The 24585-nt window shown below is 67.7% G+C and carries 17 protein-coding genes; 9 read left to right on the plus strand and 8 right to left on the minus strand.

All coding sequences use genetic code 11. The annotated features are described in order from the left end of the window. Positions 1–82: 82 nt before the first annotated feature. Positions 83–1249 carry an ABC transporter ATP-binding protein gene (locus ACTRWB_RS11445; RefSeq protein WP_446901952.1) on the minus strand — a complete coding sequence of 389 codons (1167 nt, stop codon included), beginning with the start codon at positions 1247–1249 and terminating at the stop codon, positions 83–85. 144 nt (positions 1250–1393) lie between these two features. On the opposite strand from ACTRWB_RS11445, the gene ACTRWB_RS11450 reads away from it, so the two are divergent. Genes ACTRWB_RS11450 through ACTRWB_RS11460 form a run of 3 tightly spaced genes read left to right on the plus strand, consistent with a single transcriptional unit; the run spans position 1394 to position 5523 of the window. Continuing rightward, entirely contained in the window at positions 1394–2182 is a 789-nt protein-coding gene (locus ACTRWB_RS11450; protein WP_419689719.1) for an enoyl-CoA hydratase/isomerase family protein, read from the plus strand. Between the two features lie 3 nt (positions 2183–2185). Beyond that, positions 2186–3343: an acyl-CoA dehydrogenase family protein gene (locus tag ACTRWB_RS11455; RefSeq protein WP_193100838.1), complete on the plus strand. Its 1158-nt coding sequence runs from the start codon at positions 2186–2188 to the stop codon at positions 3341–3343. Between the two features lie 50 nt (positions 3344–3393). Then, positions 3394–5523, plus strand: coding sequence for an acetate--CoA ligase family protein (locus ACTRWB_RS11460; protein ID WP_446901953.1), 2130 nt, complete (start codon positions 3394–3396; stop codon positions 5521–5523). 75 nt (positions 5524–5598) lie between these two features. Here the strand turns inward: ACTRWB_RS11460 and ACTRWB_RS11465 are convergent, their stop codons facing one another. Then, positions 5599–6990, minus strand: coding sequence for an FAD-binding oxidoreductase (locus ACTRWB_RS11465; protein WP_446901954.1), 1392 nt, complete (start codon positions 6988–6990; stop codon positions 5599–5601). Between the two features lie 43 nt (positions 6991–7033). Next, on the minus strand, positions 7034–8164 hold the full coding sequence (locus ACTRWB_RS11470) for a porin (RefSeq protein WP_446901955.1): 1131 nt from the start codon (positions 8162–8164) through the stop codon (positions 7034–7036). A gap of 262 nt (positions 8165–8426) precedes the next feature. Here ACTRWB_RS11470 and ACTRWB_RS11475 point away from each other — a divergent pair, with 262 nt between their 5' ends. The 3 genes from ACTRWB_RS11475 (at position 8427) to ACTRWB_RS11485 (ending at position 11365) form a co-directional block, all read left to right on the plus strand. Then, positions 8427–9005 carry a thioesterase family protein gene (locus ACTRWB_RS11475; protein ID WP_193100852.1) on the plus strand — a complete coding sequence of 193 codons (579 nt, stop codon included), beginning with the start codon at positions 8427–8429 and terminating at the stop codon, positions 9003–9005. A gap of 18 nt (positions 9006–9023) precedes the next feature. Further along, a complete protein-coding gene (locus tag ACTRWB_RS11480) occupies positions 9024–10511 on the plus strand; it encodes an aldehyde dehydrogenase family protein (protein WP_446901956.1) in 1488 nt (495 codons plus the stop codon). A gap of 170 nt (positions 10512–10681) precedes the next feature. Then, positions 10682–11365 carry an alpha/beta hydrolase gene (locus ACTRWB_RS11485; protein ID WP_446901957.1) on the plus strand — a complete coding sequence of 228 codons (684 nt, stop codon included), beginning with the start codon at positions 10682–10684 and terminating at the stop codon, positions 11363–11365. A gap of 51 nt (positions 11366–11416) precedes the next feature. Here the strand turns inward: ACTRWB_RS11485 and ACTRWB_RS11490 are convergent, their stop codons facing one another. Then, positions 11417–12919: an amino acid permease gene (locus tag ACTRWB_RS11490; RefSeq protein ID WP_446901958.1), complete on the minus strand. Its 1503-nt coding sequence runs from the start codon at positions 12917–12919 to the stop codon at positions 11417–11419. 112 nt (positions 12920–13031) lie between these two features. Further along, entirely contained in the window at positions 13032–14438 is a 1407-nt protein-coding gene (aspA, locus tag ACTRWB_RS11495; RefSeq protein ID WP_048246333.1) for an aspartate ammonia-lyase, read from the minus strand. Positions 14439–14579: 141 nt separating this feature from the next. Here aspA and ACTRWB_RS11500 point away from each other — a divergent pair, with 141 nt between their 5' ends. Then, complete coding sequence (locus ACTRWB_RS11500) at positions 14580–15554, plus strand: LysR family transcriptional regulator (RefSeq protein ID WP_446901959.1); 975 nt, start codon at positions 14580–14582, stop codon at positions 15552–15554. An 89-nt stretch (positions 15555–15643) separates the two neighbouring features. Here ACTRWB_RS11500 and ACTRWB_RS11505 read toward each other — a convergent pair whose 3' ends face one another. Continuing rightward, positions 15644–16708 carry an asparaginase gene (locus ACTRWB_RS11505; protein WP_446901960.1) on the minus strand — a complete coding sequence of 355 codons (1065 nt, stop codon included), beginning with the start codon at positions 16706–16708 and terminating at the stop codon, positions 15644–15646. Between the two features lie 324 nt (positions 16709–17032). On the opposite strand from ACTRWB_RS11505, the gene ACTRWB_RS11510 reads away from it, so the two are divergent. After that, positions 17033–19252, plus strand: coding sequence for a TonB-dependent receptor (locus ACTRWB_RS11510; RefSeq protein ID WP_446902048.1), 2220 nt, complete (start codon positions 17033–17035; stop codon positions 19250–19252). Positions 19253–19852: 600 nt separating this feature from the next. Further along, the gene (locus ACTRWB_RS11515; protein WP_446901961.1) at positions 19853–22738 is read left to right on the plus strand and encodes a GH92 family glycosyl hydrolase; all 2886 of its coding nucleotides are present in this window, start codon (positions 19853–19855) and stop codon (positions 22736–22738) included. Positions 22739–22840: 102 nt separating this feature from the next. On the opposite strand, the gene ACTRWB_RS11520 is transcribed toward ACTRWB_RS11515, so the two are convergent. Both ACTRWB_RS11520 and ACTRWB_RS11525 read right to left on the minus strand, forming a co-directional pair. Continuing rightward, positions 22841–23788, minus strand: coding sequence for a dimethyl sulfoxide reductase anchor subunit family protein (locus tag ACTRWB_RS11520; RefSeq protein ID WP_446901962.1), 948 nt, complete (start codon positions 23786–23788; stop codon positions 22841–22843). Between the two features lie 37 nt (positions 23789–23825). Then, positions 23826–24572, minus strand: a complete 747-nt coding sequence (locus ACTRWB_RS11525) for a 4Fe-4S dicluster domain-containing protein (protein WP_446901963.1) — start codon at positions 24570–24572, stop codon at positions 23826–23828. Between the last annotated feature and the right edge of the window lie 13 nt (positions 24573–24585).

Genomic DNA, 24585 nt, shown 5'->3' on the forward strand with positions numbered 1-24585 from the left:
CATCTCGTCGTTTCCGGGCACCGTTGAATCGGCCGGCGACGACGGCGCTCGCCGCGTCGCGCGGGATGCATCGTTCGTCGTCTCAGTCCGACGCGATCCGGCAGGTCGCGTCGCGCTCCCACTGCACGAACACGTCCATGCCGGTGCGCGGCGACGCGAGTCCGCGCCAGGCCGGCACATCGGCGGTCACGCAGCCGAGTGCCGCGGTCTCGATCTCGAAGCGGTACGACGAACCGAAATAGCTCCAGTGGCGAATCCGGCCGGCCACTTCGTTGTGCGCGCCACCACACGATGTGGCCGAGACGCCGACCTTCTCCGGGCGCAGCGCGAACAGCAGCGTGTCGTCCGGCCGCGCACCGCAGGCGGGCGCGACGAACCGCGCGTCGCCGACGCGATAGTGCGTCGCCGCGCCATCGCCGCCGAGCGCGACCGCTTCGATGAAATTGCTCTTGCCGAGGAAATCGGCGACGAAGCGGTTGGCCGGCTGTTCGTACAGCCCGTCCGGCGTCCCGATCTGTTCGAGCCGGCCGTCGCGCATGATCGCGATGCGGTCCGACATCGACAGCGCCTCCTCCTGGTCGTGCGTGACGAACAGGAACGTTGCGCCGAGCCGTTCGTGCAACGCCTTCAGTTCGACCTGCACCTCGCCGCGCAGCTTGCGGTCGAGCGCGCCGAGCGGCTCGTCGAGCAGCACGAGATCGGGATCGAACACCAGCGCGCGCGCAATCGCGACGCGCTGCTGCTGGCCGCCGGACAACTGGCGCGGCAAACGGTCCGCGAGCTGGCCGAGCCGCACGAGATCGAGTGCGGCCTTCACGCGCTTCACCGCGTCGGGCCCCTTCTGCTTGCGCACCATCAGCGGATACGCGACGTTCTGCTCGACCGTCATGTGCGGAAACAGCGCATAACCCTGGAATACCATCCCGAAGTTGCGCTTCTCGGGCGGCAACGCGACGATGCTGCGGCCGCCGACGCGCAGGTCGCCGGTCGTCGGATGCTCGAAACCCGCGACGATCGTCAGCAACGTCGTCTTGCCGGAACCCGACGGCCCGAGGATCGTCAGGAATTCGCCGCGCGGAATGTCGATCGTCGTTTCCCGCAGCGCATGCACATTGCCGTAGCGCTTCGACACGCGGTCGATCTGCAGACCCGCGCCGCTCGCCGTGCGCCCCGCCGATTCCGCGCGAACCGCGGGCGCACCGGGCCCACCCTGCTCCACACCTGCCGTCGTCTCCATCACCGCGCTCATCGCGTGTCTCCTGGTCAACTCACATTTGGGTTGAACGTTCATTTAACAGAACTTATACTATGCCGAAATGCGGTTCGCAAGTAGCGGCGACCCTTGCCGGCTCTGACACAACACGACACCCAACACCAAGGAGACAGTGGCAACATGAGCAACGAGGACATCCGAATCGAACGGCACGACGGGGTCGTGACGCTTCGCCTGAACCGCCCGGCGAAGCGCAATTCGCTCGCGCGGCCGCATCTCGACTTTCTTCGCGACACGCTGGATACGCTCGCGAACGACCCGGCCGTGCGCTGCCTCGTGCTGACCGGCACCGGCAGCGCATTCTGTGCGGGCGCGGACGTCGACGAATGGGCCGAGGCCGAGCGCAACGGCGAGCTCGACACCTACGGCTGGAGCGAACGCGCGCACCGCTTCGTCGAGGCGCTGGCGGCATTTCCGCGCCCGACCGTCGCGGCGCTGAACGGCTCGACGGTCGGCGCGGGCACCGACATCGGCTTCGCGTGCGACTTCCGCATCGCGAGCACGGCCGCGACGCTACGCTGCGGCTACACGGGCATGGGCTACAGCCCCGACATGGGCGGCAGTTGGTTCCTGCCGCGTCTCGCGCGGCCCGACGTCGTGCGCCGCTTCATCTTTCTGAACGAACGCTGGAACGCGCAGGACGCGCTCGCGGCCGGCTTCGTGTCCGAAGTCGTCGATGCCGACGCGTTCGCCCAGCACGTCGCCGCTTTCGCCGCGCGTCTCGCGCAAGGGCCGAGCGTCGCGTTCGGCCATGCAAAGGCGCTGCTCGCGCAATCGCTCACGCACACCCTCGCCGAGCAATTGCGCGGCGAGCTGGCAGCCTGCGTCGCGTGCGGTCACAGCGAGGACGGCCAGGAAGCGCTTCGCGCGTCGGTCGAGGGGCGCGCACCTAATTTTGTCGGGAGATGATTCATGGATTTTTCGCTGACTCAAGAGCAGGAAATGCTGGTGTCGTCGCTGCGACAGTTCGTCGAGAAGGAACTGCAGCCCCATGAATTCGCGGTCGACCGTGCGGACGACGTGCCGCCCGAACTCGCCGATTCGATCCGCCGCAAGGCGCTCGAACTGGGTTTCTACGCGTTCAACATGCCCGAAAGCGCCGGCGGCCCGGGCCTCGACTACGTGACGCAGGCGCTCGTCGAGCGCGAGCTCGGCCGCACGAGCTGGGCGCTGCACGTGTTCGTCGCGCGGCCGAGCAAGATCCTGATGGCCTGCAAGGGCGACCAGATCGAGCGCTACCTGAAGCCGACCGTGCGCGGCGAGCGCGTGGACTGCTTCGCGCTGACCGAGCCGGGCGCCGGCTCCGACGCGATGGGCATCCGCACGCGTGCGGTGCGCGACGGCGACGACTACGTGATCAACGGCAGCAAGCACTTCATCAGCCACGCGGATACGGCCGATTTCGTGATCCTGTTCGCCGTCACCGGCGAGGAGGAAGTGCGCGGCCAGAAGCGCAAGCGCGTGACCTGCTTCCTGATCGACAAGGACACGCCGGGCATGACCGTGCGGCGCGGCCCGCACTGCACGAGCCTGCGCGGCTACCACCAGTCGGAAATCTTCCTGTCAGACTGCCGCGTCAGCACCGCGCAGATCCTCGGCGAGGAACACCGCGGCTTCGATCTCGCGAACGACTGGCTCACCGCCGGCCGCGTGATGGTCGCGGCCAACAACATCGGCCGCGCGCAGCGCGCGTTCGAGATGGCGGCCGAATGGGCCGCGACGCGCCAACAGTTCGGCAAGCGCATCGGCGAATTCCAGGGCACGTCGTTCAAGCTCGCCGACATGCAGACCGAGATCCGCGCGGCGGAACTCGTCACGCTCTACACCGCGCAGAAGCTCGACCTGGGCACGATGACCGACGGCGATGCCGCGCTCGCGAAGCTGCTGGCAACCGAAACGCTCGGCCGCGTGACCGATCATGCGGTGCAGATCTACGGCGGCATGGGGCTGATGGACGAACTGCCGATCGAGCGCTTCTGGCGCGATGCGCGCATCGAGCGCATCTGGGAAGGCACGTCCGAGATCCAGCGGCACATCCTGTCCAAGGAAATCCTCCGACGCTACAGCTGACGCGAACCGCCGCGCGGGCACTGCGGGCGCGACTTCCGAAAGGACTTTTCATGACTTCCACTCCCGCAGTCAGGGATCGCCGCACCACCGCCGCGGCCAACCTGCGCCGGCTGCTCGAGCCGGCCAGCATCGCGTTCGTCGGCGGACGCGGCAGCGCGGGCGCCGTGCAGCGCTGTCGCGACTACGGTTACGCCGGCGATATCTGGCTCGTCAACCCGAACCATGCCGAAATCGACGGCGTGCGCTGCCATGCGAGCGTCGCCGACCTGCCCGCCGCGCCGGATGCCGTGTTCGTCGCGGTGCCCGCGCGCCAGGCGATCGACGTCGTGCGCGCGCTCGCCGAACGCGGCGCGGGCGGCGCGATCGTCTACGCATCGGGTTTCTCCGAGACCGGCGCCGACGGCGCCGCGCTGCAGCAGGCGCTCGTCGACACGGCCGGCGACCTGGCCGTGCTCGGGCCGAACTGCTACGGGCTGATCAACGGCCTGAACGGCAGCGCGCTGTGGCCCGTCGCGCACGGCGCGCCGCGCGTCGAATCGGGTGTCGCCGTGATCACGCAGAGCGGCAACCTCGCGTACAACCTGTCGATGAGCGCCCGCTCGGTGCCGTTCGCGTACCTCGCGAGCGTCGGCAACCAGGCCTCGGTCGACATCGCGCGCCTCGTCGACGCGTTCGTCGACGATCCGCGTATCCGCGCGATCGGTGTGCATCTCGAAGGCCTGAAGGACGTGCGCGGGTTCAGCGAGGCCGCCGCACGCGCGCTCGCGCGCGGCGTGCCGATCGTCGCGCTGAAGAGCGGCACGTCGACGCTCGGCGCGCAGCTCGCGATGAGCCACACGAGTTCGCTCGCGGGCTCGGACGCGCTGTACGACGCGCTGTTCCGGCGGCTCGGCGTGATCCGCGTGAAGGATCCGGTCGGCCTCGTCGAGACGCTGAAGCTGCTCGCGATCGCCGGCGTGCCCGAGCGCCGCACGCTGGCCGCGCTCGCGACGTCCGGCGGCGATGCGGGGCTCGTCGCCGATCTCGGCGAAGCACACAGCATCGCGTTCCCGCCGGTCGGCGACGCGGGCCGCGACGCGCTCGGCAACGTGCTGCCCGCCTACGCGACGATCGCGAACCCGCTCGACTTCACGACGACGCCGTGGGGCGACCCCGACAAGATGCGCGCCTGCTGCGACGCGCTGCTGGCCGATCGCCCGGGCGCGGCCGCGATGATCCTCGACTATCCGCAGGAAGCGACCGGCGAACGGCCGCTGTGCGACATCGCGGCCAACGCGTTCGCGGCGTCCGCGCGCCAGCACGGCGTGGTCGGCGCGGTCATCTCGGTGTTTCCGGACCTGACGCCGCCCGATCATGCGGCACGCATGGCCGCGGCCGGGATCGCGCCGCTGCAGGGGCTCGCCGACGGGATCGACGCGATCGGCGCGGCGATGACCTACGGCGACACGCGCCGCCGCATCCTCGACGCCGATGCGCTGAACGCGCTGCCCGTGTTGCGGGCCGGCAATGGCGACGACGGCGCGGCCACGCTGCACGACGAATGGGCGAGCAAGCGGATGCTGGTCGCGCACGGGCTCGACGTGCCGCCAGCCGAATGCGTCGCCCCCGCCGATGCGCCGGCCGCCGCGCAGCGGCTCGGTTTTCCGGTGTGCGTAAAGGTCGTCAGCGATCGCCTGCCGCACAAGACCGAGGCCGGTGCGGTCGCGCTGAAGCTCGCGTCGCCCGAGGCCGTCGCCGCCGCGGTCGAGCGGATGACCGCGCAAGTCGCGCATCATGCGCCCGACGTGCGCGTCGAACGCATCCTCGTCGAGAAGATGGCCGACGCACCGCTGCTCGAACTGATCGTCGGCGTGAAGCGCGAACCGAACTTCGGTCTCGCGCTCGTGCTCGGCGCCGGCGGCGTGCTGGTCGAGCTGATCCGCGACACCGCGACACTGCTGCTGCCGGTACGGGAAAGCGACGTGCGCGACGCGCTGCTCGGCTTGAAGCTCGGGCCGCTGCTGACCGGCTATCGTGGGCGGCCGAAGGCCGATCTCGATGCCGTCGTCGCGAACGTGATGGCGATCGCGCGCTTCGCACAGGCGCACGCGGATACGCTCGTCGAGCTCGACGTCAATCCGCTGCTGGCGATGGAACACGGCGCGGTCTCGGTCGATGCGCTGGTGAGGCTCGATACCTGATGCGCCGGCCATGAAACGCACCGGCCCGCTCGCGCGATGCGTGAGCGGGCCGGTTGCCGCCGCGCGGCGTAATGTTCAGAGCACCTTGCCGGGATTCAGCAGCCCGAGCGGATCGAATGCGTGCTTGAGCGTGCGCATCGCGGCCAGTTCGGCGTCACTGCGCGAGCAGCCGAGCCAGTCGCGCTTGTAGCGCCCGATGCCATGCTCGGCCGACACCGATCCACCCGCGTCGCGCACCAGCGGATACAGCACCGCGTCGACGTCGTGCGCGCTTTCGCCCTTCGCATACGGCGCCGATACGCAGACATGCAGGTTGCTGTCGCCGAGATGCCCGAAGAAGAACACGTGCGCGCCGGGCCAGCGTGTCGTCAGCGCGCGATCGCACGCGTCGATGAACGCCGCCGTCTCGCGCGGCGGAATCCCCACGTCGAAATTCACCAGGCCGGGCAGCGCATCGATCGCGAGCCCTTCCCGCAACGTCCAGAACGCCTGCGCGTCCGCGGCGCTCTGCGCGAGCGCCGCGTCGTCGATCAGCCCGCGTTCGAGCCAGCCGGCCAGCACGGTTTCGAACCGCTCGGTGGTCTGCGCCGCGTCGCTGCTTGCGCACTCGATCAGCACCTTGACGCCGCCGTCCGCCGGCAACGGCGCTCGCACGCCCGGCGTGTGTTCGGCGACATAGCCGTAGAACGCCGGCCACATCGTCTCGAAACTCAGCAAGTCCGCGCACGACGCCCGCGCGTCGCGCAGCAGCGCGAGTGCCGCGGCCGTGTCGCGCACCGCGCACAACGCGGTCGACGGCGCGGCGAGTTTCGGATGCAGCCGCAGCACGACACGCGTGACGATGCCGAGCGTGCCTTCGCTGCCGACGAATATCTGCCGCAGGTCGTACCCCGCGTTGTTTTTCAGCAGCTTGTTCAGCGAACCCAGCACGGTGCCGTCGGCCAGTACCACTTCGAGACCGAGCACCTGTTCGCGCGTGGTGCCGTAGCGGATCACGCGGTTGCCGCCCGCGTTGGTCGCGACATTGCCGCCGATCTGGCACGAGCCGCGCGCGCCGAGATCGATGCCGAGCGCGAACCCCGCGTCGTCCACCGCCTGTTGCAGGTCCTGCAGCGTGGTGCCGGCCCAGGCCGTGACGGTCGCCGCGTCCGCGTCGATCTCGACGACACCCGTCAGCCGCTCGAGCGACAGCGCCACGTCGCCCTCGGTTGGTGCCGCGCCGGCCGCGAGCCCCGTCATCCCGCCCTGCGGCACGATCGTCTGCCGGTATGCGGTGCAGATCGCGAGCGCGCGGCTCACGTCGCCGACGCTGCGCGGCCGCAGCAACGAACGCGGCCGCGCGCCTGGCGCTTCGCCGTAGTTCGTGAAATGACGCGCGCCGATCGCGTCGCCCGTGCTCACGCAATCATCGCCGAGCGCATCGCGCAGCGCGGCGACGACGTCGCCGTTCGAGGAAAAATTGGACATGGTCGACGGGGCCGGCCGGTCCCGGCCCATGGAAACAGAAGGATCAGAAGTTGTGCCGCATGCCGACGCGCGCGGCGGCCTGCGTGCGGCTCGTCGACGGCGCGAAGCTGTAGCCGATCACCGCGTCGACGCCGTTCGACGCACGCATCCAGTCGACGGCCGCATACACGTCGGTGCGTTTCGACAGCGCGTAGTGCGCACCGAGCGCGGCCTCGTGCCAATGATGGCCTTCGAAGGTCGTGTACTGGTAGCCCGCGACGAGCGACAACGGCGCGGTCGCCTGGTACAAACCGCCCGCCTCGTACACGCGCATCGTCGACGATTGCCCGTAGCCCTTGAACGTCGTGTTGCTGAAGTCCGCATTGAGCGTCAGCTTGCCGAGCGTGTACGACGCGCCGATCCCGAAGATCGACTGCGAATTGACCGCAAACGGCGTCGAATCGTGCAGGTCGGTGACGGCGCCGGTCGCCGGATCGATCGTCGCGACCGTCTGCCCGAGCATCGTCGTCACGCCGATCTGCGCATACGGGTCGAGCGCCGCGAGCCCGCGCGGCGAATTGAGCCGCGTATAGTTGCCGCCCGCCGAGAAATTGCCTTGCGTATAGGTCGCGCCGACGCTCCACGCGCTGCCGTCGTGGAAACTGCCCGCGTCGTTGCTGAACGAATACATGCCGCCGACCACGAGCCCGTGGAAGCTGTTGCTGACAAACTTCACCGCGTTCTGCAGCCGGTCGCCGCTCTGGCGGTCGAAATCGCCGAGGTGCACGCCGTAGCCGCTGCCGAACGCGCTGACGTTGAAGGCCGCCGTGAAGTCGAACGCGAAGTCGTACTGGTTGCCGAACGTCAGCGTGCCCCAGTCGTTGCCGAGCCCCACGTAGGCCTGGCGCCCGAACATCGCGCCGCCCTGGTTCAGCTTGCCCGTGCCGAGCCGAAAGCCGTTCTCGAGCTTGAACACGGCCTTGTTGCCGCCACCGAGATCCTCGGTGCCCATCAGGCCGACGCGGTTGCCGTACGACACGCCGTCGTCGAACAGGTACGCATGCGCGCCGCCCGTATTGTTCACGTAGGTGATGCCGCCGTCGATGATCCCGTACAGCGAGACGCTGCTCTGCGCGTGTGCATAACCGTGGGCCATCACCGACATCAAGCCGGCCAGCAGGAAGCGTTTCTTCATTTCCGGTGTCTCCAGTTTCCGCGCGACGCGGATCGATTGTCGTTGTTCGTGAAAGACCGCCCGCCTGCTTCGCTTCGGCATCGCGGCGCTGGCGAGTATAGGTTTCGTTGAATGAATGTTCAATCGATAGAGGCACCGATCGGCACCGGTGTTTACACGCATCGGCGATATCTTTATTGAAAAAACGTTCAACCCGTCATAACATCGACCGGCAGCCCCGCGGACGACGCGCGGGCCCGTTCCGAACCTCGGAGTGCACCGGATGACGACCCACCTCAGCCCCGCCGCCGAGCCGCGCCTGCGCTCGGCCTACGAAGGACAGAAGTCTCGCCCGTACGACCCGGGCGCGCCGATCGCGACGCCGCTCGAACTGCACCGCTGCACCGTGCAGCCCGAATGGGTCGACTACAACGGCCACATGAGCGAATCGTGCTACCTGCTCGTGTTCGGCGACAGCAGCGACGCGTTCTTCCGTTACTTCGGCATCGACGACGACTATCGCGAAGCCGGCTGCTCGATCTATTCGTCGGAAACCCACATCCGCCACCTGCGCGAAGCGATGCTCGGCGAACCGCTACGGCTCACGTTGCGGCTGCTCGATGCGGACGACCGGCGCCTGCACGTGTTCCATTCGATGCATCACGCGACGACCGGTGCGCAGCTCGCGACCGGCGAGCAACTGCTGACTCACGTCGACATGCGCGCGAAGCGCTCCGCACCGTTTCCCGACACGATGCGCCGGCATCTCGACGCGATTCACGCCGAACACGCACGCGCACCGCGCGAACCTCATGCGGGCCGCGCGATCGCGATCCGCCGCCCCGCCCCCGCTTCACGCTGAACCATGACGGAGCCTTCCATGCAGACGAACGACGCCTGGCGCACGCGCGCCGGCCAACTCGAAATCGAATCGCGCGCCTTCGTGGACGGCGCGTTCCGCGACGCGCACGACGGCGCGACCTTCGCATGCACGAGCCCGATCGACGGCCGTGTGCTCGCCCAGGTCGCGCATTGCCGGCAGGCCGACGCCGACCTCGCGGTTGCAGCCGCGCGGCGTGCATTCGAGCACGGCGCATGGCGCGGTGCGACGCCGCGCGAACGCAAGCGCGTGCTGCTGCGCTGGGCCGCGCTGATCCGCGAGCAAACGGACGATCTCGCGCTGCTCGAGACGCTCGACACCGGCAAGCCGATCGCCGATACAACTGCGGTCGACATTCCGTCCACCGCGTATTGCGCCGAATGGTTCGCGGAAGCGATCGACAAGACCGGTGGCGAAGTCGTGCCGGCCGATGCGCATCTCGTCGGGCTCGTCACGCGCGAGCCGATCGGCGTGGTCGCCGCAGTCGTGCCATGGAATTTCCCCGCGATGATCGCGATGTGGAAATGCGCGCCCGCGCTCGCGGCCGGCAACAGCGTCGTGCTGAAACCATCGGAGAAATCGCCGCTGAGTGCGCTGCGGCTCGCCGCGCTCGCGGCGCAGGCCGGGCTGCCGGCCGGCGTGCTCAACGTGCTGCCGGGCTTCGGCGACGCGGGCGAAGCGCTCGCGCGCCATCCGGACGTGGACTGCATCGCGTTCACCGGCTCGACCGCGGTCGGCCACAAGGTCGCGCGCTGCGCGGCCGATTCGAACCTGAAGCGCGTGTGGCTCGAACTCGGCGGCAAGTCGCCGCAGATCGTGCTGCCCGACTGCCCCGACCTCGACCGCGCGGCACGCACCGTCGCGCATGCGGTGTTCTACAACACCGGGCAGATGTGCACGGCCGGCTCGCGGCTGCTGGTCCATCGCGAGATCCGCGACGCGCTGGTCGCGCGCGTGCTCGCGATCGCGCCGGACTACGCGCCCGGCGATCCGCTGTCGCCCGACACGCGGATGGGCAGCCTGATCGACGCGGCGCAGGTCGAGCGCGTGCTCGGCTACGTCGATGCCGGCCGCGACGAGGCGACGCTGCTGGCGGGCGGCAAGCGCGCGCGTACCGCGAGCGGCGGCCAGTACGTCGAGCCGACCGTGTTCGACTGCCCGCGTGCCGATGCGCGGATCGTGCGCGAGGAGATCTTCGGGCCGGTGCTCGCGGTTACCGCATTCGACGATCTCGATACGGCCGTCGCGCTCGCCAACGACACGCGCTACGGGCTCGCGGCATCGGTGTGGACGGCAAACCTGACGACCGCGCACGAAACCGCGCGCCGGTTGCGGGCCGGCACGGTGTGGGTGAACGGCTACGAGGAAACCGACGACATGAACTTCCCGTTCGGCGGCTTCAAGGAATCGGGCAACGGGCGCGACAACTCACTGCACGCGCTGGAGAAATACACGGAACTGAAGTCGACGATCATCCGGCTTCGGTAAGACGAAACGGGCGGCACCGGCCGCCCGTTTCGTACCGCACGCTTCGAGTTGAACAACGACGCACGCGGCGATTAATTCCCACCAGGAAACAATCAATCGCCTCCCGGCGATTCACCTCCCCGTCCGCACGCTCTAGACTGTCGCATCGCTCCTCTTTCCGGACCCACGCAATGACCGACGTCCTGCCGCTGACCACCGAACCCGAGTCGGGCCTCCAGTACCGGCTGCGCCCGGCCACCGGGCGCCCCGCCGCCCGCCTGTTGCTGCTGCATGGCGTCGGCGGCAACGAAACCAACCTGCTGAACATTGCCGATGCGATCGACCCGCGCATCGAGATCGCGTTCGTGCGCGGCCCGCTCACGTTCGGGCCCGATCAGTACGCGTGGTTTCCGGTGCGCTTCGGCCCGAACGGCCCTGAAATCGACGCGGCCCGCGCGGACGCAAGCCGCGTGCAACTGATCACGCTGCTGCGCGCATTCCGTGCGCAGGACGGTGCAGGCTCCGCATTGCCGGCCGTGATCGCCGGCTTCAGCCAGGGCGGCATCATGAGCGCGAGCGTCGGCCTCACGTCGCCGGACGACGTCACCGCGTTCGCCGTGCTGTGCGGCCGCCTCCTGCCGGAAATCGATCCGCTGATCGCGCCGCGCGATGCGCTTCGCCCGCTCCATGCGCTGATCGAGCACGGCCGCTTCGACGACAAGCTGCCCGTCGCGTGGGCCGACACCGCCGACGCGAAACTCACGGCGCTCGGCGTCGCGCACGACACGCGGCTATACGAAGCCGGGCATGAACTGACCCAGGAAATGGCCACCGATTTCGGCCGGTGGGTCGATGAACGCGCCGGGTTGAACTGAGCGCACCGGGAAGCCGGCCCGCGAACGGACCGGCTTCACCGGCGCGATTCGTCAAGCGTTCCGCGCCGGATCGGCGACGGTACGCGCCACGGGCGCGGCAACCGCCCGCTCGCGCGCGACACCGCGCTTCGCCAGCTTCCAGCCGATCACCAGCGCGAGCACGACGACCGGAATCGTCGCGACGGTCCACGTCCCGCCCGGATAGTCGAACGCCATCAGCACCAGCACGCCGACGAGGAAAACCAGCGTGAGCCACGACGTGAACGGCGCGCCGGGCATCCGGAACGACACGGCCTGCAGCTCGCCGCGATCGACCGCGCGGCGGAACAGGATCTGGCACATCACGATGAAGCCCCAGGTCGTGATGATCCCGAGCGACGCCATGTTCAGCACGATCTCGAACGCCTGGGCCGGCACGATGTAGTTCAGCGGCACGCCGATCGCATTGATCGCGACCGTGATCAGGATCCCGCCGTACGGCACGCCGCGTGCATTCATCCGCGACACGAAGCGCGGCGCCGACCCGCCCATCGCGAGCGAACGCAGCACGCGCCCGGTCGAATAGAGGCCGGAGTTCAGGCTCGACAGCGCGGCGGTCAGCACCACGACGTTCATCACGGTGCCGACGTACGGCACGCCGAGCTTGCTGAAGAACGTCACGAACGGGCTTTCGTGCGAGCTGTACGCGGTCCACGGCAGCAGCATCGTCAACAGCACGACCGAGCCGACGTAGAACAGCGCAATGCGCCACATCACGCTGTTGATGGCCTTCGGCAACACCTTGCGCGCATCGGCCGTCTCGCCCGCCGCAACGCCGACGAGCTCGATGCTCGCATACGCGAACACGACGCCCTGCACGATCAGCACGGCCGGCAGGATCCCATGCGGAAAGATCCCGCCGTGGTCCGCGACCAGGTGGAGCCCCGGCATCTGGCCGGCGACCGGATGGCCGCTCGCGAGGAACACGGCGCCGACCGCGAGAAACACCGCGAGCGTCCCCACCTTGACGAGCGAGAACCAGAACTCCATCTCGCCGAACACCTTCACGCCGATCATGTTCATCACCGACACGATCCCGAGCGCGCCGAGCGCGAACACCCATTGCGGCACGTCCGTGAACACGGCCCAGTACTTCATGTAGATCGCGACCGCGGTGATGTCGACGATGCCGGTCGTCGCCCAGTTCAGGTAGTACATCCAGCCCGCGACGAACGATGCGCGCTCGCCCATGAACTCCCGCGCATACGACACGAAGCTGCCGCTGGTCGGCCGATGCATCACGAGCTCGCCGAGCGCGCGCATGATCAGGAACGCGAACACGCCGCAGACGAGATACACGAGCGCCAGCGCGGGCCCCGCGCTCTGCAGGCGTCCGCCCGCACCGAGAAAGAGGCCGGTGCCGATCGCGCCGCCCATCGCGATCATCTGCACGTGCCGCGGCTTCAACTGCTTCGCATAACCGGCTTCGTGCGATGCGAACATCGCATCGGGGTCGGCATGACGGGCATCCGCGCCGCCGGCCGGGTCGACCGGCCGCTCGCTGGTGTGTTTCATTGTGAGTCTCCATTTATTGATGTATCGCGCCCCGCGCGGGGGCGCTTCTGGAACGATTGGAACGGCCGCGCGCGGGCCGCCGGCGGCAGGCGCCGGCGCCGCGCGGCCGGTGTCACAGCACGCGCGGCCGGATCAGCGCTTCGGGCCGCAGCGCGTCGTCGAGTTCCGCGTCGGTCATCAGCTGTCGCTCCAGCACGACCTCGCGGACCGACTTGCCGCTCGCGTGCGCTTCGGCCGCGACGACCGTCGCGTTCTTGTAGCCGATGTACGGGTTCAGCGCGGTCGCGAGCGCGACCGAGCGCTCCATCGTTTCGCGCAGCCGCTCGGGATTCGCGGTGATCCCGCTCACGCACCGCTCCGCGAGCGTCGTGCAGGCCGCGGTCAGATGGCTGAAGCTGCGGAACAGCGCGCTGGCGATCACCGGTTCGAACGCGTTGAGCTGAAGCTGTCCAGCCTCGGCGGCGAAGGTCACCGTCAGGTCGTTGCCGAACACCTCGAACGCAACCTGGTTGACGACTTCCGGGATCACCGGGTTCACCTTGCCCGGCATGATCGACGAGCCGGCCTGCATGGGCGGCAGGTTGATCTCGCCGAAGCCCGCGCGCGGGCCGCTCGACAGCAGCCGCAGGTCGTTGCAGATCTTCGACAGCTTGACGGCGATCCGCTTCAGCACGCCCGACACCTGCACGAACGCGCCGCAATCCTGCGTCGCCTCGATCAGGTTCGGCGCGGTGCTCAGGTCGAGCCCGGTGATGCGCCGCAGCGCCGCCAGCGCCTTCTCCGCGTACTGCGGATGCGCGGTGATCCCGGTGCCGATCGCGGTCGCGCCGAGATTGATCTCGCGAATCAGCCAGCCGGCTTCCTGCAGGCGCGCGATGTCTTCGGTCAGCATCACCGCATAGGTCGAGAATTCCTGGCCGAGCGTCATCGGCACCGCGTCCTGCAACTGCGTGCGGCCGAGCTTCAGCAGGCCCGCGAACGCGTCGGCCTTCTCCGCGAACGCATCGCGCAGGCGCCCCATCGCTTCGAGCAGGTGCTCGACCGCGAAGCATGTCGCGATCCGGATCGCGGTCGGATAGACGTCGTTCGTGCTCTGGGCGAGATTGACGTGCTCGTTCGGGTGCAGGTATTCGTACTGGCCGCGCGCGTGCCCCATGATTTCGAGCGCGCGGTTGCAGATCACCTCGTTCGCGTTCATGTTGGTCGACGTGCCGGCCCCGCCCTGGATGACGTCAACGACGAACTGGTCGTGCAGGCGGCCCTCGCGGATCTCGACGCACGCAGCGGCGATCGCATCGCGATACGGCTGCGGCAGCAGCCCGAGCTCGCAGTTGGCGTCGGCCGCGGCTTCCTTCACGGCCGCGAGCGCCAGCACGAGGTACGGGAGCGTCGCTATGCTACGGCCCGAGATGTCGAAATTCTCTTTCGCGCGCAGCGTATGGACGCCGTAGTAGACCTCGTCCGGAATGCTTCGTTTACCTAAAAGATCCGCTTCGACGCGGAACCCGTTTTCTGCCATCGTGCCCTCCTGAATGTCTCTTGCCGCTTGTCGTGCGCCGCTTCCCGACGCGACGGGTTCGCATTCTATGCCTTTGCAAAAACAAGCTCACTTCTGTATTATCGAAAGCGGTTTTGCGTGGAATGCAACAACGAGAATCGAATGAAAAAAGGCGCGAGAGAAACCGGCATCGATCATGTGGGCGCGATGCGCGCGTTCGTCAGGGTGGTCGAAACAGGGAGTTTTTCAGCGGTCGCGAAGGAGATGCACGTGTCGACGTCGACCGTCGCGCGCAAGGTGACGGCGATCGAGGAATCGCTCGGCGTCGCGCTGCTGCACCGCTCCACGCACAGCGTGACGCTGACCGAAGCCGGCCACATCTATCTGGAGCGCGCCGTCACGCTGATCGCCGATCTCGACGACACGCTGCGCGTCGTCGCCGAGCTGAATGCGCGGCCGAGCGGCCCGCTGAAGCTCACCGCGCCGGTCGCGTTCGGCCGCCGTCACCTCGCACCGCTGGTCGCGCCGTTTCTCGCGCGCTATCCGACGATCCAGCTCGACGTACGGCTCACCGACAACCACAACGACCTCGTGGCCGGCGGCTTCGATCTCGACATTCACGAGGGCGAGAACTACCTCGACAACCTGGTCGTCCACCGGCTGTCGCGCAACGACAGCATCCTGTGCGCGACGCCCGGCTATCTCGACCGCTGCGGGCGCCCGTCGACGCCGGACGACCTGAAGCATCACAACTGCCTGCGCTACGTGCACCCCGAAGGCGATCCGCGCTGGGATCTCGTGAACGGCGACGCGCAGCACAGCGTGCTGCCGGCCGGCAATCTCGTCACCGACCATTCGGAGCTGCTGCTCGAAGCGACCTGCGCGGGGCTCGGCATCGCGGAGTTCGAGATCTGGCTGGCGCGCGACCTGCTCGCGAGCGGCCGGCTCGAAGCCGTGCTGCCGCGCTACCGGCTGCAGAACCGGCTGACGGGCGAATTCATCTACATCGCGTATCTGGCGAACCGGCGCAGTTCGGCGAAGCTGCGCGTGCTGAAGGACTTTCTCGCAGAACACCTCGCGCAGATCGGCGAGCTGTCGGAACTGGAGCTGACGAAGATTCGCGGCGAACGCGCGTAGCGCGCGCATTCGCATCGATCAGCACGCAGGCGGGCGCCGACGCACGCCGCCCGGATCGCGGGCCGGCGGCATCGGCGCGGTGCCGGCGTTCAGGCCGGCTGCAATTCGAACGGGAACGTGATGTGCCCGAACTCGACGCCCTTCGTATTGAGCATCCGCGGCCGATGAAAGCCGGCAAGTTGCGCGCGTTGCTCGGACGTGCCGATCTGCAGCCGCTCGAGGATTTCGCTGACGACCATGTAGAGCACGTCGAGATTGCCGTCCTCGATCTTCACCGACAGGCCGAGTGCACCATCGGCACCGAGCTGCCGCGTGCGTTCCGATGCGCGCACGCCGATCCCGTAGCACGCATCCGCGCCGAGCTTGCCGACGACCTGCCCGTCGAACGCGTTCATCAGCACCGTGCAATAGCGCCCGTCGCCGGCGACCAGTTCGGGATGCGCCGTCATCGCGCGATGAATGCGCGCCAGCGCGCGAACGCGCTCGGTGATCGCACCGCCGCCCGCTTCCACCGTGTCCGCGCCGTCGGCCAGCGATGCATAGAGACGCGCCAGACGATCCAGTGAAAAAGCCGGCGTCGGCAGGTTGCAGCCGTCGATCGCCCAGTCGACTTCGTCGTCGCGCAGCCCGCACGCGTCGGCCACGACATGCTTCACGCGCACCTGCATCGGGTGGTCGGGCAGATGGTAGTCGGCCATCGCGGCACCGATCGCCTGCGCGCCGGCCAGCATCCCGACGTGCTTGCCCGAACAGTTGCTGCACACGCCGGTCGGCGTGTAATCGCGCTTGATCCACGACCGGTACACCGCGTCGGACAACGGCGGATGGCCGCCGCAACGCAAGTCCGATTCGTGCGCAGCCACCTTGGCCAGCATCGCCCGCGTGCGCTCGATATGCCGGTCCTCGCTGCTGTGTGACGCGCACATCAGCGCGATGTCCGCGTCGTCGAAGCCGAAGCGCTCGGGCGCGCCCGTCTCGATCACCGACAGCGCCTGGGCCGGCTTGGCCGCCGAGCGCGCGAGCGTCATCCGGAACGGATCGCCGAACCGGGCCAGCAACCTGCCGCGGGCATCGACCACCGCCACATGGGCGACGTGCGTGTTCTCGATCGCATTGCCGCGGTACGTGACGACCGCTGCGCGTTGGGTGTCCATCGTGTGTTGCCTCCTTGCTCGGGGCCTGCTTGCCGGGGCCCGTCCAACCGGTACCGCAGTGTATCGAGTCGTCGCCGCCGCGCGCCGGTCGAGCCATGGAAAGCGGTGTTGCACGCGACGCAAAGGCAGCCGCGCCGCCCACGAAAGCCTGACTGATTTAGTACAAAAACCATTCAAGTGTTTACATATTTGGTACTAATTCGTACAATTACGATCGCTAACGCGAATCATACGCATTTACATTGACGTACTCCGATGTTCCGGCCAGTACTGCCCGCATCGAGAAAACGCACCCGATCACCGAACCTTCCGTTGCTTCCCGATATGCCTGCCCAGTTCAAGACGAGGCCTCGCGCCCTCGTGTCGGCGCTGACCTGCTCCGTTTTCCTGACGCCGCTGCTCGCCTCCGCCGAAACCGCTCCCGCCTCCGCCCCTGCCACCGACGCACCGGCCACGCTGCCGGCGATCGCGGTCCAGTCGTCCGCGCTGTCGGACATGCAGGTGAAGCGTTCGCCGTCGTACAAGTTCACCGCGCCGCTGCTCGATACGCCGCGTTCGGTGACGGTGATCCCCGAGCAACTGATCAAGGAAAAGAACGTCACGTCGTTCGCAGATGCGCTGCGTTCGGTGCCGGGCATCACGTTCCTCGGCGGCGATGCGGCCGCGAACCCGTCGGCCGACCGCCCGGTGATCCGCGGCTTCGAATCGCGCAACTCGATCTTCGTCGACGGGATGCGCGACTCGGGGCTGCAGAACCGCGAGACGTTCGCGGTCGAGCAGATCAGCGTGATCAAGGGCCCCGATTCGGTCTACGCGGGCCGCGGCTCGGTGGGCGGCAGCGTCGACATCGTCACGAAGACGCCGAAGAACGACAACTTCATCAACAGCAGCATCGGCTTCGGCACCGACGGCTACAAGCGCGCGACGGTCGACGCGAACCGCAAGATCAACGACACGACGGCCGTGCGCCTGAACGTGATGGGCCACGACGCGAACCAGGCCGGCCGCAACAACGTGTACAACAAGCGCTGGGGTGTCGCGCCGTCGATCGTGTTCGGGCTGAACACGCCGACCACGGTCACGGTCAGCTACTACCACATGAACTCGTACGACATGCCGGACTTCAGCGTGCCGTTCCGTGCGTCGGGCGGCACGCCGGTGCCGACCGATCGCGGGCAGTTCTTCGGGCTGAACACGCGCGACTACCGTTACGGGCAGACCGACACCGGCGAAGTGCGCGTCGAGCATCGCATCAACGACGACTGGAAGCTGAAGAACACGACGATGTTCGGTCGCACGACGCTCGATTACGTGGCGACGAATCCGCAGATCCTCGCGTCGAATCCGAACATGCTGAGCCTGCAGGCGAAGAGCGGCAAGTACGCGACGAACGGCATCGCGAACCAGACCGAGGTGACCGGCCGCACGAACCTGTTCGGCATGCAGCACACGCTGACGGCCGGCGTCGAGTTCAGTCTCGAACAGAACCGCTACGAGGGTTACCTCGTCACCGATGCGAAGGGCAACAATATCCGCTCGGGCGGACCGTGCACGGTGCCGGGCAACTGCACGCCGCTCGCGGGCGGCTGGAACCCGAACATGCCGTGGACCGGGAACATCGTGCTGAACGGCGACAAGAGCTTCCCCGGCGCGACGACCAACACGCGCACGACGACCGCGTCGGCGTACCTCTTCGACACGGTCAAGCTGACCGAGCAATGGCTCTTCAACGCGGGGCTGCGCTTCGACCGCTACGACCTCAACGCGAAGCAGGCCGGCGCGGCCGACCTGTCGAACACGTCGAACCTGTTCAGCTACCAGTTCGGCCTCGTGTACAAGCCGGTGCGCACCGTGAGCCTGTATGCGTCGTACGGCACGTCGTCGAACCCGCCCGGCGCGAACGGCGGCCTCGGCGGCGGCACCGACCAGATCACCGCGAACAACCAGAACCTGACGCCCGAGCGCACGCGCAACATCGAGGTCGGCGCGAAGTGGGATGTGATCGACCAGCAGCTTTCGTTGACGTCCGCGCTGTTCGACACCGAGAAGACCAATGCGCAGGTCAGCGACGGCCTCGGCCACACGATCAACGCGGGCAAGCAGCGCGTGCGCGGCGCCGAACTCGGCTTCGCGGGCAACCTGACGGACAAGTGGCACGTGTTCGGCGGCTACACCTACCTGAACGCGGTCACGGTCGACGCGGGCCCCGGCAATCCGGGCGGCGCGGGTTTGCCGATGGTGATGGTGCCGAAGCACAGCTTCACGCTGTGGACGAGCTACGACGTGATGCCGAAGCTGACGCTCGGCGCGGGCGCGACGGTGATGAGCAAGACCTATGCATCGGTGTCGCCGACGGTGAAGAAGTGGACGCCCGGCTACGCCCGCTTCGACGCGGCCGCGACGTGGCGCGTGAACAAGACGATGGACGTCCAGCTGAACGTGCAGAACCTGTTCGACAAGAAGTATTACGCGAGCGCGTATCCGATCTACGCGACGTGGGCGCCGGGCCGTTCGGCGATGGTCACGCTCAACTTCTATCAGTAATACCGGTCACGCCGGTTGCGGCGGGAAGGCGCGACGCGCCCTTCCCCGCCGCGTCGCAATTCAGCGAACCACAACCAGCCCTTCGTATTCGAGGCAGCGGCACAGCGTCGCCCACGCCGGCGTATCGGGCCATGCACGCGCGCCGGCATCGATGCGGATCGGCCGCCCGAATTCGCGCGACGCGCACGCCAACAGCGTGTGCGCGATGCCGCTGCTTCCGGATGGTTTTTCCCGCGATTCCGCTCGACCGGATCGAGCCCGGCGTGCGGGCGCTGGCGCAGTGCGTGCGAATGCAAAAGACGGACGCCTGACCGGACGCAAAATGGCGCGCGCATGTCGTTGCGACGAACACCGCGCGCGTCACTCGCGCTCACACCGCTGCAGTGTCATCTCGACGAAACAGCGCCGAATATCCCGGCGTTTCTATTTGTTTAGTAAATCGAATAAAAATATTACAACTCTGTTATTCCGATTGACAGCGGATTCCTCCAAATCCTAGTGTTACGACCCAACAGGATAGCAATAACCCACGGCGAACCCATGGTTCGATCGACCGGGTGATCAACGCAGAAGATGCATATCCGAATGGAGGGGGCAATCATGAATCGATTCACGACGCTCGCGGCGATACTGGCCGCGACGTATGCGTTGGCAGGATGCGGAGGCGGTGACGGCAGCGACGGAACAGCGGCGTCGATACTGACTGCAAGGCCGTCGAACGCCGTGGCCGATACGACCAATCTCGACGACAACCGCAGCCTGTCGTTGACGCAGTATGTCGATCCGTTGATCGGCACGCTCGCGAGCAATTCACCGAATCCGGTGCCGGCAGGACAGGCCGGCAGCGTCGAGCCGGCCGCCGGCTTGCCGTCGGGCATGGTGCAATGGGCGCCCGACACCAACACCACGCCGGCGCCGAACGACAGCCAGGAACCGAACTCGCCCGCCGGCTACTACTACGACATCCACTCGATCCAGGGATTCAGCGTGACGCACATGCCGGGGGCCGGCTGCAGCGGCAACAACGGCGAATTCCCGATCATGCCGACCACCGACGCGACGAAGCTCGTGCCGACCTTCAGTCATGCGAATGAAACGGCGAAGCCCGGCTACTATTCCGTGCTGCTCGATTCGCAGATCAAGGTGGAGCTGACCGCCACGCTGCGCACCGGCTTGGGCCGGTTCACCTACCCGGCCGGCCAACCCGCGCTGCTGGTGCTCGACGCGACGCGCACCAACACGAAAACGTCGACCACCGGTGCGATCACGCAGGTTTCCGACAGCGCCCTCTCGGGCAGCACGATCGGCGGCGGCTTCTGCGGCAACTCGGTGCCGGTGCCCGTGTACTTCTATGCCGCGTTCGACCAGCCCTTCGCTTCGTCCGCGATTTCGCACGGCGTGGCCCAGCTCGGCTTCCGCTCCGGCCAGACGGTCAGGATGAAGATCGGCATCTCGTACGTCAGCGTCGCCAATGCCAAGGCCAACCTCGACGCGGAAAATCGCGGCTGGGACTTCGACGGCGTGCGCACGCAGGCGGACCGCATCTGGAACGACCGCCTCAACGGGATTCGCGTGGCGGGCGGCACGCTCGACGCGAAGAAGAAGTTCTACACGGCGCTCTATCACGCGCTGTGGGCACCCAGCATCTTCAGCGACGTGAACGGCCAGTACATCGGCTTCGACAATACCGTGCATCAGGTCGCCAAAGGTCAGGCGGCGCAGTATTCGTCGTTCTCGGGCTGGGACATCTATCGCTCGCTGATCCAGCTGAAGGCGATCCTCAACCCGTCCGAGACCAGCGACATGATCCAGTCGCTGGTCAACGACGCGGATCAGTGCGGCGCGATTCCGCACTGGGTCAACGACAACGTCGAGGACGGCGTGATGCCGGGCGATGCCGGTTCGCTGATCGTGTCGAGTGCCCATGCATTCGGCGCACGACGCTTCGATACGCGCTCCGCGCTGCAGCACATGGTGAAGATGGCGAACATCCCCGGCACCGCATGCAACAACGTGACCACCAACGGCGGACGCGCGAGCTACCTGCAGACCGGCTATATCACCAGCGGCGAGTGGGGACAGGCGTCGTCGACGCTCGAATACACGAGCAGCGACTTCGCCATCTCGCGTTTTGCCGGCGCACTTGGCGATACCGCCACGCAGCGCATGCTGCTGGGCCGCTCGGCCTACTGGCAGAACCTGCTGAACACCGCGCTGACGCCGCCGCTGATCGCGGCACGGCAGTCGAACGGCGCGTGGATTCCCGAGACGCCGAGCAGCGGCGACAACTACGTGGAGGGCAATGCCGAGCAGTACACGTGGATGGTGCCGTACGATTCGGCCGGCCTGTTCGCGCAGCTGGGCGGCAATACGGCGGTGACGTCGCGGCTCGACCAGTTCTTCACGGTACTCAATGCCGGCATGACCCTGCCGAATTTCTACATGGGCAACGAGCCGACCTTCGAGGCGCCCTGGCTCTATAACTGGGCCGCGCAACCGTCGGGCACGCAGCGCGTCGTACAGCAGATCATGGGCACCGCGTTCGGCACCGGCCCCGATGGCCTGCCGGGCAACGACGACCTCGGCGCCGTGTCGGGCTGGTACGTGTGGGGCGCGCTCGGCCTGTACCCGCAGATCCCCGGCGTCGCAGGCCTCGCGATCGGCAGCCCGCAGTTCCCGCAGATCGACGTGCGGCTCGGCAACGGCCGCACCTGGCGGATCCGGGCCGAGGGCGCGCCCGCGTCGAACTATGTGCAGTCGCTGTCGATCAACGGCCGCGCTCACCCTGCCGCATGGGTTGCCTACGACGACATCGCCAACGGCGCCACGCTGCACTTCGCGATGGGCGGCGCTCCGTCGCAATGGGGCAGCCAGAAACAGCCGCCGTCGTTCGGCGTGCCGGTGGCGCTCAACGCGGCCGACAGCTACAACAATCGCGGCTTCAGCGCGGATGGCGCGACCAATACCGACGGTCAGGGTGCGGACTTCGACGGCAGCCTGTTCAGCTACTCGCTGAACGCGCTGGCGGCGGCGGGCGTGCAGCCGGGCAAGCCGTTCGCGGTGGCCGGCGCCAGCGTGGCGGTGGCGGGCGGACCGCTGTCGCTCGACAACACCGTGACCGTCGGCCAGACCGTGATGCTGCCGCCGGGCTCGGTCGGCACCGGCGTCGTGGTGCTCGGCTCGGCCAACAATGGTCCGAGCAGCGGCATCGCGCAGCTGAACTTCGCCGACGGCTCGAGTCAGGCCGTCACGCTGGCGTTCGACGACTGGACCCTGAACGGCGGCAGCGCGAGCGCCAGCTCGACGGTCGCCGTCACGATGGCCTACCGCAACGGCGGCAACGGCCAGCAGGACAACGTCAAGACCTACATCTTCGCGCAGAAGCTTCCCGTGCCGCCCGGCAAGGTGGTCACAAGCATCGTGCTGCCGCGCCAGGTCAGTGCCGGCAAGATGCACGTGTTCGGCATCGGCATGACGGCCTCGTGATGCCCGCATGACCCGCGGGGGACATCGCACGTGACGATGTCCCCTGCTCTCCCTGCTCCCTCCTCGTGAGCACGCGTCGCGCAAGTTCGCGCACACGCGTCGTCACGACGCGCGCTGGTAGTAGATGTTCTGCGGATGCCGCGCGTCCGCGAAGAAGAACCAGCGTTCCGCGACCAGCCCCGCATACTGGATCACGAACGCCGCGCCGAGCGCGACGGCTGCCGCGACCGACGTCGGCGCGAGCGCGCCCGCACCGGTCAGCACGAACGGCACCGCGAATGCGCCGATCAGGAAACCGGCCTTCACCGCGCGCAGCGTGCCGTTGCCCTGCCCGTGAAAGAACTCCCGCGTATTGAACGCGCTGGCCGTGAAGCCGCGCGATTTCTGCTCGACCTTTTCATTGCGAATCCCCGTCGCGCTCTGCACGGTCGACTTCGGTCGCAGCCGCGCATTGCGCGCGAGCGACGCGAGCCGTGTCGCGCCGCCCACGAGCGTCAGCACGCAGGCGGCCGCCGCGAGCCGACCGACCAGTGCCGGCGCGAGCCAGGCCGCGCACGCCGTCGCGAGCGTGCAGCCCGACGCGCAGCCGAGCAGCACGAAGTTCACGAGCGTCAGCGGGCTCGCCCATTCCTGCAGGAAGCGCAGGCACGCGTAGATCATCGCGGTGCACACGAACAGCGCGACGCTCGCGAGCGCGCCCGCCGCGCCGATCAGCAGCGTGCCGGGCCAGCCGAACAGGTGCGCCGCGCCATACGCGAACGCGCACGCGAGAAACACCGGCAGCGCGATGCATTCGCGCGACAGCCACGACGTGCGCCACATCGCGATCGCGCGCCATGCGCGTTCGGGGTGGCCGAGATGGAAGAACGACGCGAACAGGCCGAGCACGCCGAGCGTGACCGACAGCGCCGCGCCGGTCACGTAGAACGCGGCGGCCACGTCGACGCCGGCCAGCCGCGCCAGCGCCTCGACGATCACGAGCGTCAGCAGCAGGCCCTGTGCGGCACCACACAGCGTGGTGAGAAAAACGACCGAAAAGGCTGGGCGCATGGGAACTCCGTCTGGATCTGAATGAAAAACAACGCGCTCAGCGCGGCGTCGCGAGCGAAACGAGATTGATATCGCCGCGCGCCGCGCGTGCCTCGAACGACGCGTCCGCGTCGCCGCCGCCCGACGTGCTGCCACATCCGCCGCCGCTGCCGCAACCGCATGACGCTTGGGTCTTCACGCGCGGCAGGTAATGGTTCGACGGCCGCGTGCCCCATTCGGGCATCAGTGCATAACCGCCGCGTTCGCGGATCGCGCGCGACACCTCCGAGTCGGGATCGTGCACGTCGCCGAACAGCCGCGCCGACGTCGGGCACGCGAGCACGCAGGCCGGCTTGCGGTCGCGTTCGGGCAGCGCTTCGTTGTCGATGCGGTCCGCGCACAGCGTGCACTTCGTCATCTCCTTGCGGCCTTCGTCGAGTTCGCGCGCGCCGTACGGGCATGCCCATGCGCAGTACTTGCAGCCGATGCACTTGTCGTAGTCGACCAGCACGATCCCGTCCGACTTGCGCTTGTAACTCGCGCCGGTCGGGCACACGGGCACGCACGGCGGATCCTCGCAGTGCAGGCACGATTTCGGGAAGTGGATCGTGTCGGTCATCGGGAACACGCCGGCTTCGTACGTCTGCACGCGGTTGAAGAACGTGCCGGACGGATCGTCGTCGTACGGGCGCAGGTCGGCGAGGCTGCCGGCTTCGCCCGACGTGTTCCATTCCTTGCAGCTCGTCACGCAGGCATGGCAGCCGACGCATACGTTCAGGTCGATGACGAGGGCCATCTGGGTCATGGTTGCGCTCCTT

The sequence above is a fragment of the Burkholderia sp. YIM B11467 genome, from assembly GCF_052952715.1.

Excerpts from the sequence above, each read along its gene's own strand:
- ACTRWB_RS11445 (WP_446901952.1), bottom strand. The coding sequence starts at position 1,249 with ATGAGCGCGGTGATGGAGACGACGGCAGGTGTGGAGCAGGGTGGGCCC.
- ACTRWB_RS11450 (WP_419689719.1), top strand. The coding sequence starts at position 1,394 with ATGAGCAACGAGGACATCCGAATCGAACGGCACGACGGGGTCGTGACG.
- ACTRWB_RS11455 (WP_193100838.1), top strand. The coding sequence starts at position 2,186 with ATGGATTTTTCGCTGACTCAAGAGCAGGAAATGCTGGTGTCGTCGCTG.
- ACTRWB_RS11460 (WP_446901953.1), top strand. The coding sequence starts at position 3,394 with ATGACTTCCACTCCCGCAGTCAGGGATCGCCGCACCACCGCCGCGGCC.
- ACTRWB_RS11465 (WP_446901954.1), bottom strand. The coding sequence starts at position 6,990 with ATGTCCAATTTTTCCTCGAACGGCGACGTCGTCGCCGCGCTGCGCGAT.
- ACTRWB_RS11470 (WP_446901955.1), bottom strand. The coding sequence starts at position 8,164 with ATGAAGAAACGCTTCCTGCTGGCCGGCTTGATGTCGGTGATGGCCCAC.
- ACTRWB_RS11475 (WP_193100852.1), top strand. The coding sequence starts at position 8,427 with ATGACGACCCACCTCAGCCCCGCCGCCGAGCCGCGCCTGCGCTCGGCC.
- ACTRWB_RS11480 (WP_446901956.1), top strand. The coding sequence starts at position 9,024 with ATGCAGACGAACGACGCCTGGCGCACGCGCGCCGGCCAACTCGAAATC.
- ACTRWB_RS11485 (WP_446901957.1), top strand. The coding sequence starts at position 10,682 with ATGACCGACGTCCTGCCGCTGACCACCGAACCCGAGTCGGGCCTCCAG.
- ACTRWB_RS11490 (WP_446901958.1), bottom strand. The coding sequence starts at position 12,919 with ATGAAACACACCAGCGAGCGGCCGGTCGACCCGGCCGGCGGCGCGGAT.
- aspA (WP_048246333.1), bottom strand. The coding sequence starts at position 14,438 with ATGGCAGAAAACGGGTTCCGCGTCGAAGCGGATCTTTTAGGTAAACGA.
- ACTRWB_RS11500 (WP_446901959.1), top strand. The coding sequence starts at position 14,580 with ATGAAAAAAGGCGCGAGAGAAACCGGCATCGATCATGTGGGCGCGATG.
- ACTRWB_RS11505 (WP_446901960.1), bottom strand. The coding sequence starts at position 16,708 with ATGGACACCCAACGCGCAGCGGTCGTCACGTACCGCGGCAATGCGATC.
- ACTRWB_RS11510 (WP_446902048.1), top strand. The coding sequence starts at position 17,033 with ATGCCTGCCCAGTTCAAGACGAGGCCTCGCGCCCTCGTGTCGGCGCTG.
- ACTRWB_RS11515 (WP_446901961.1), top strand. The coding sequence starts at position 19,853 with ATGAATCGATTCACGACGCTCGCGGCGATACTGGCCGCGACGTATGCG.
- ACTRWB_RS11520 (WP_446901962.1), bottom strand. The coding sequence starts at position 23,788 with ATGCGCCCAGCCTTTTCGGTCGTTTTTCTCACCACGCTGTGTGGTGCC.
- ACTRWB_RS11525 (WP_446901963.1), bottom strand. The coding sequence starts at position 24,572 with ATGACCCAGATGGCCCTCGTCATCGACCTGAACGTATGCGTCGGCTGC.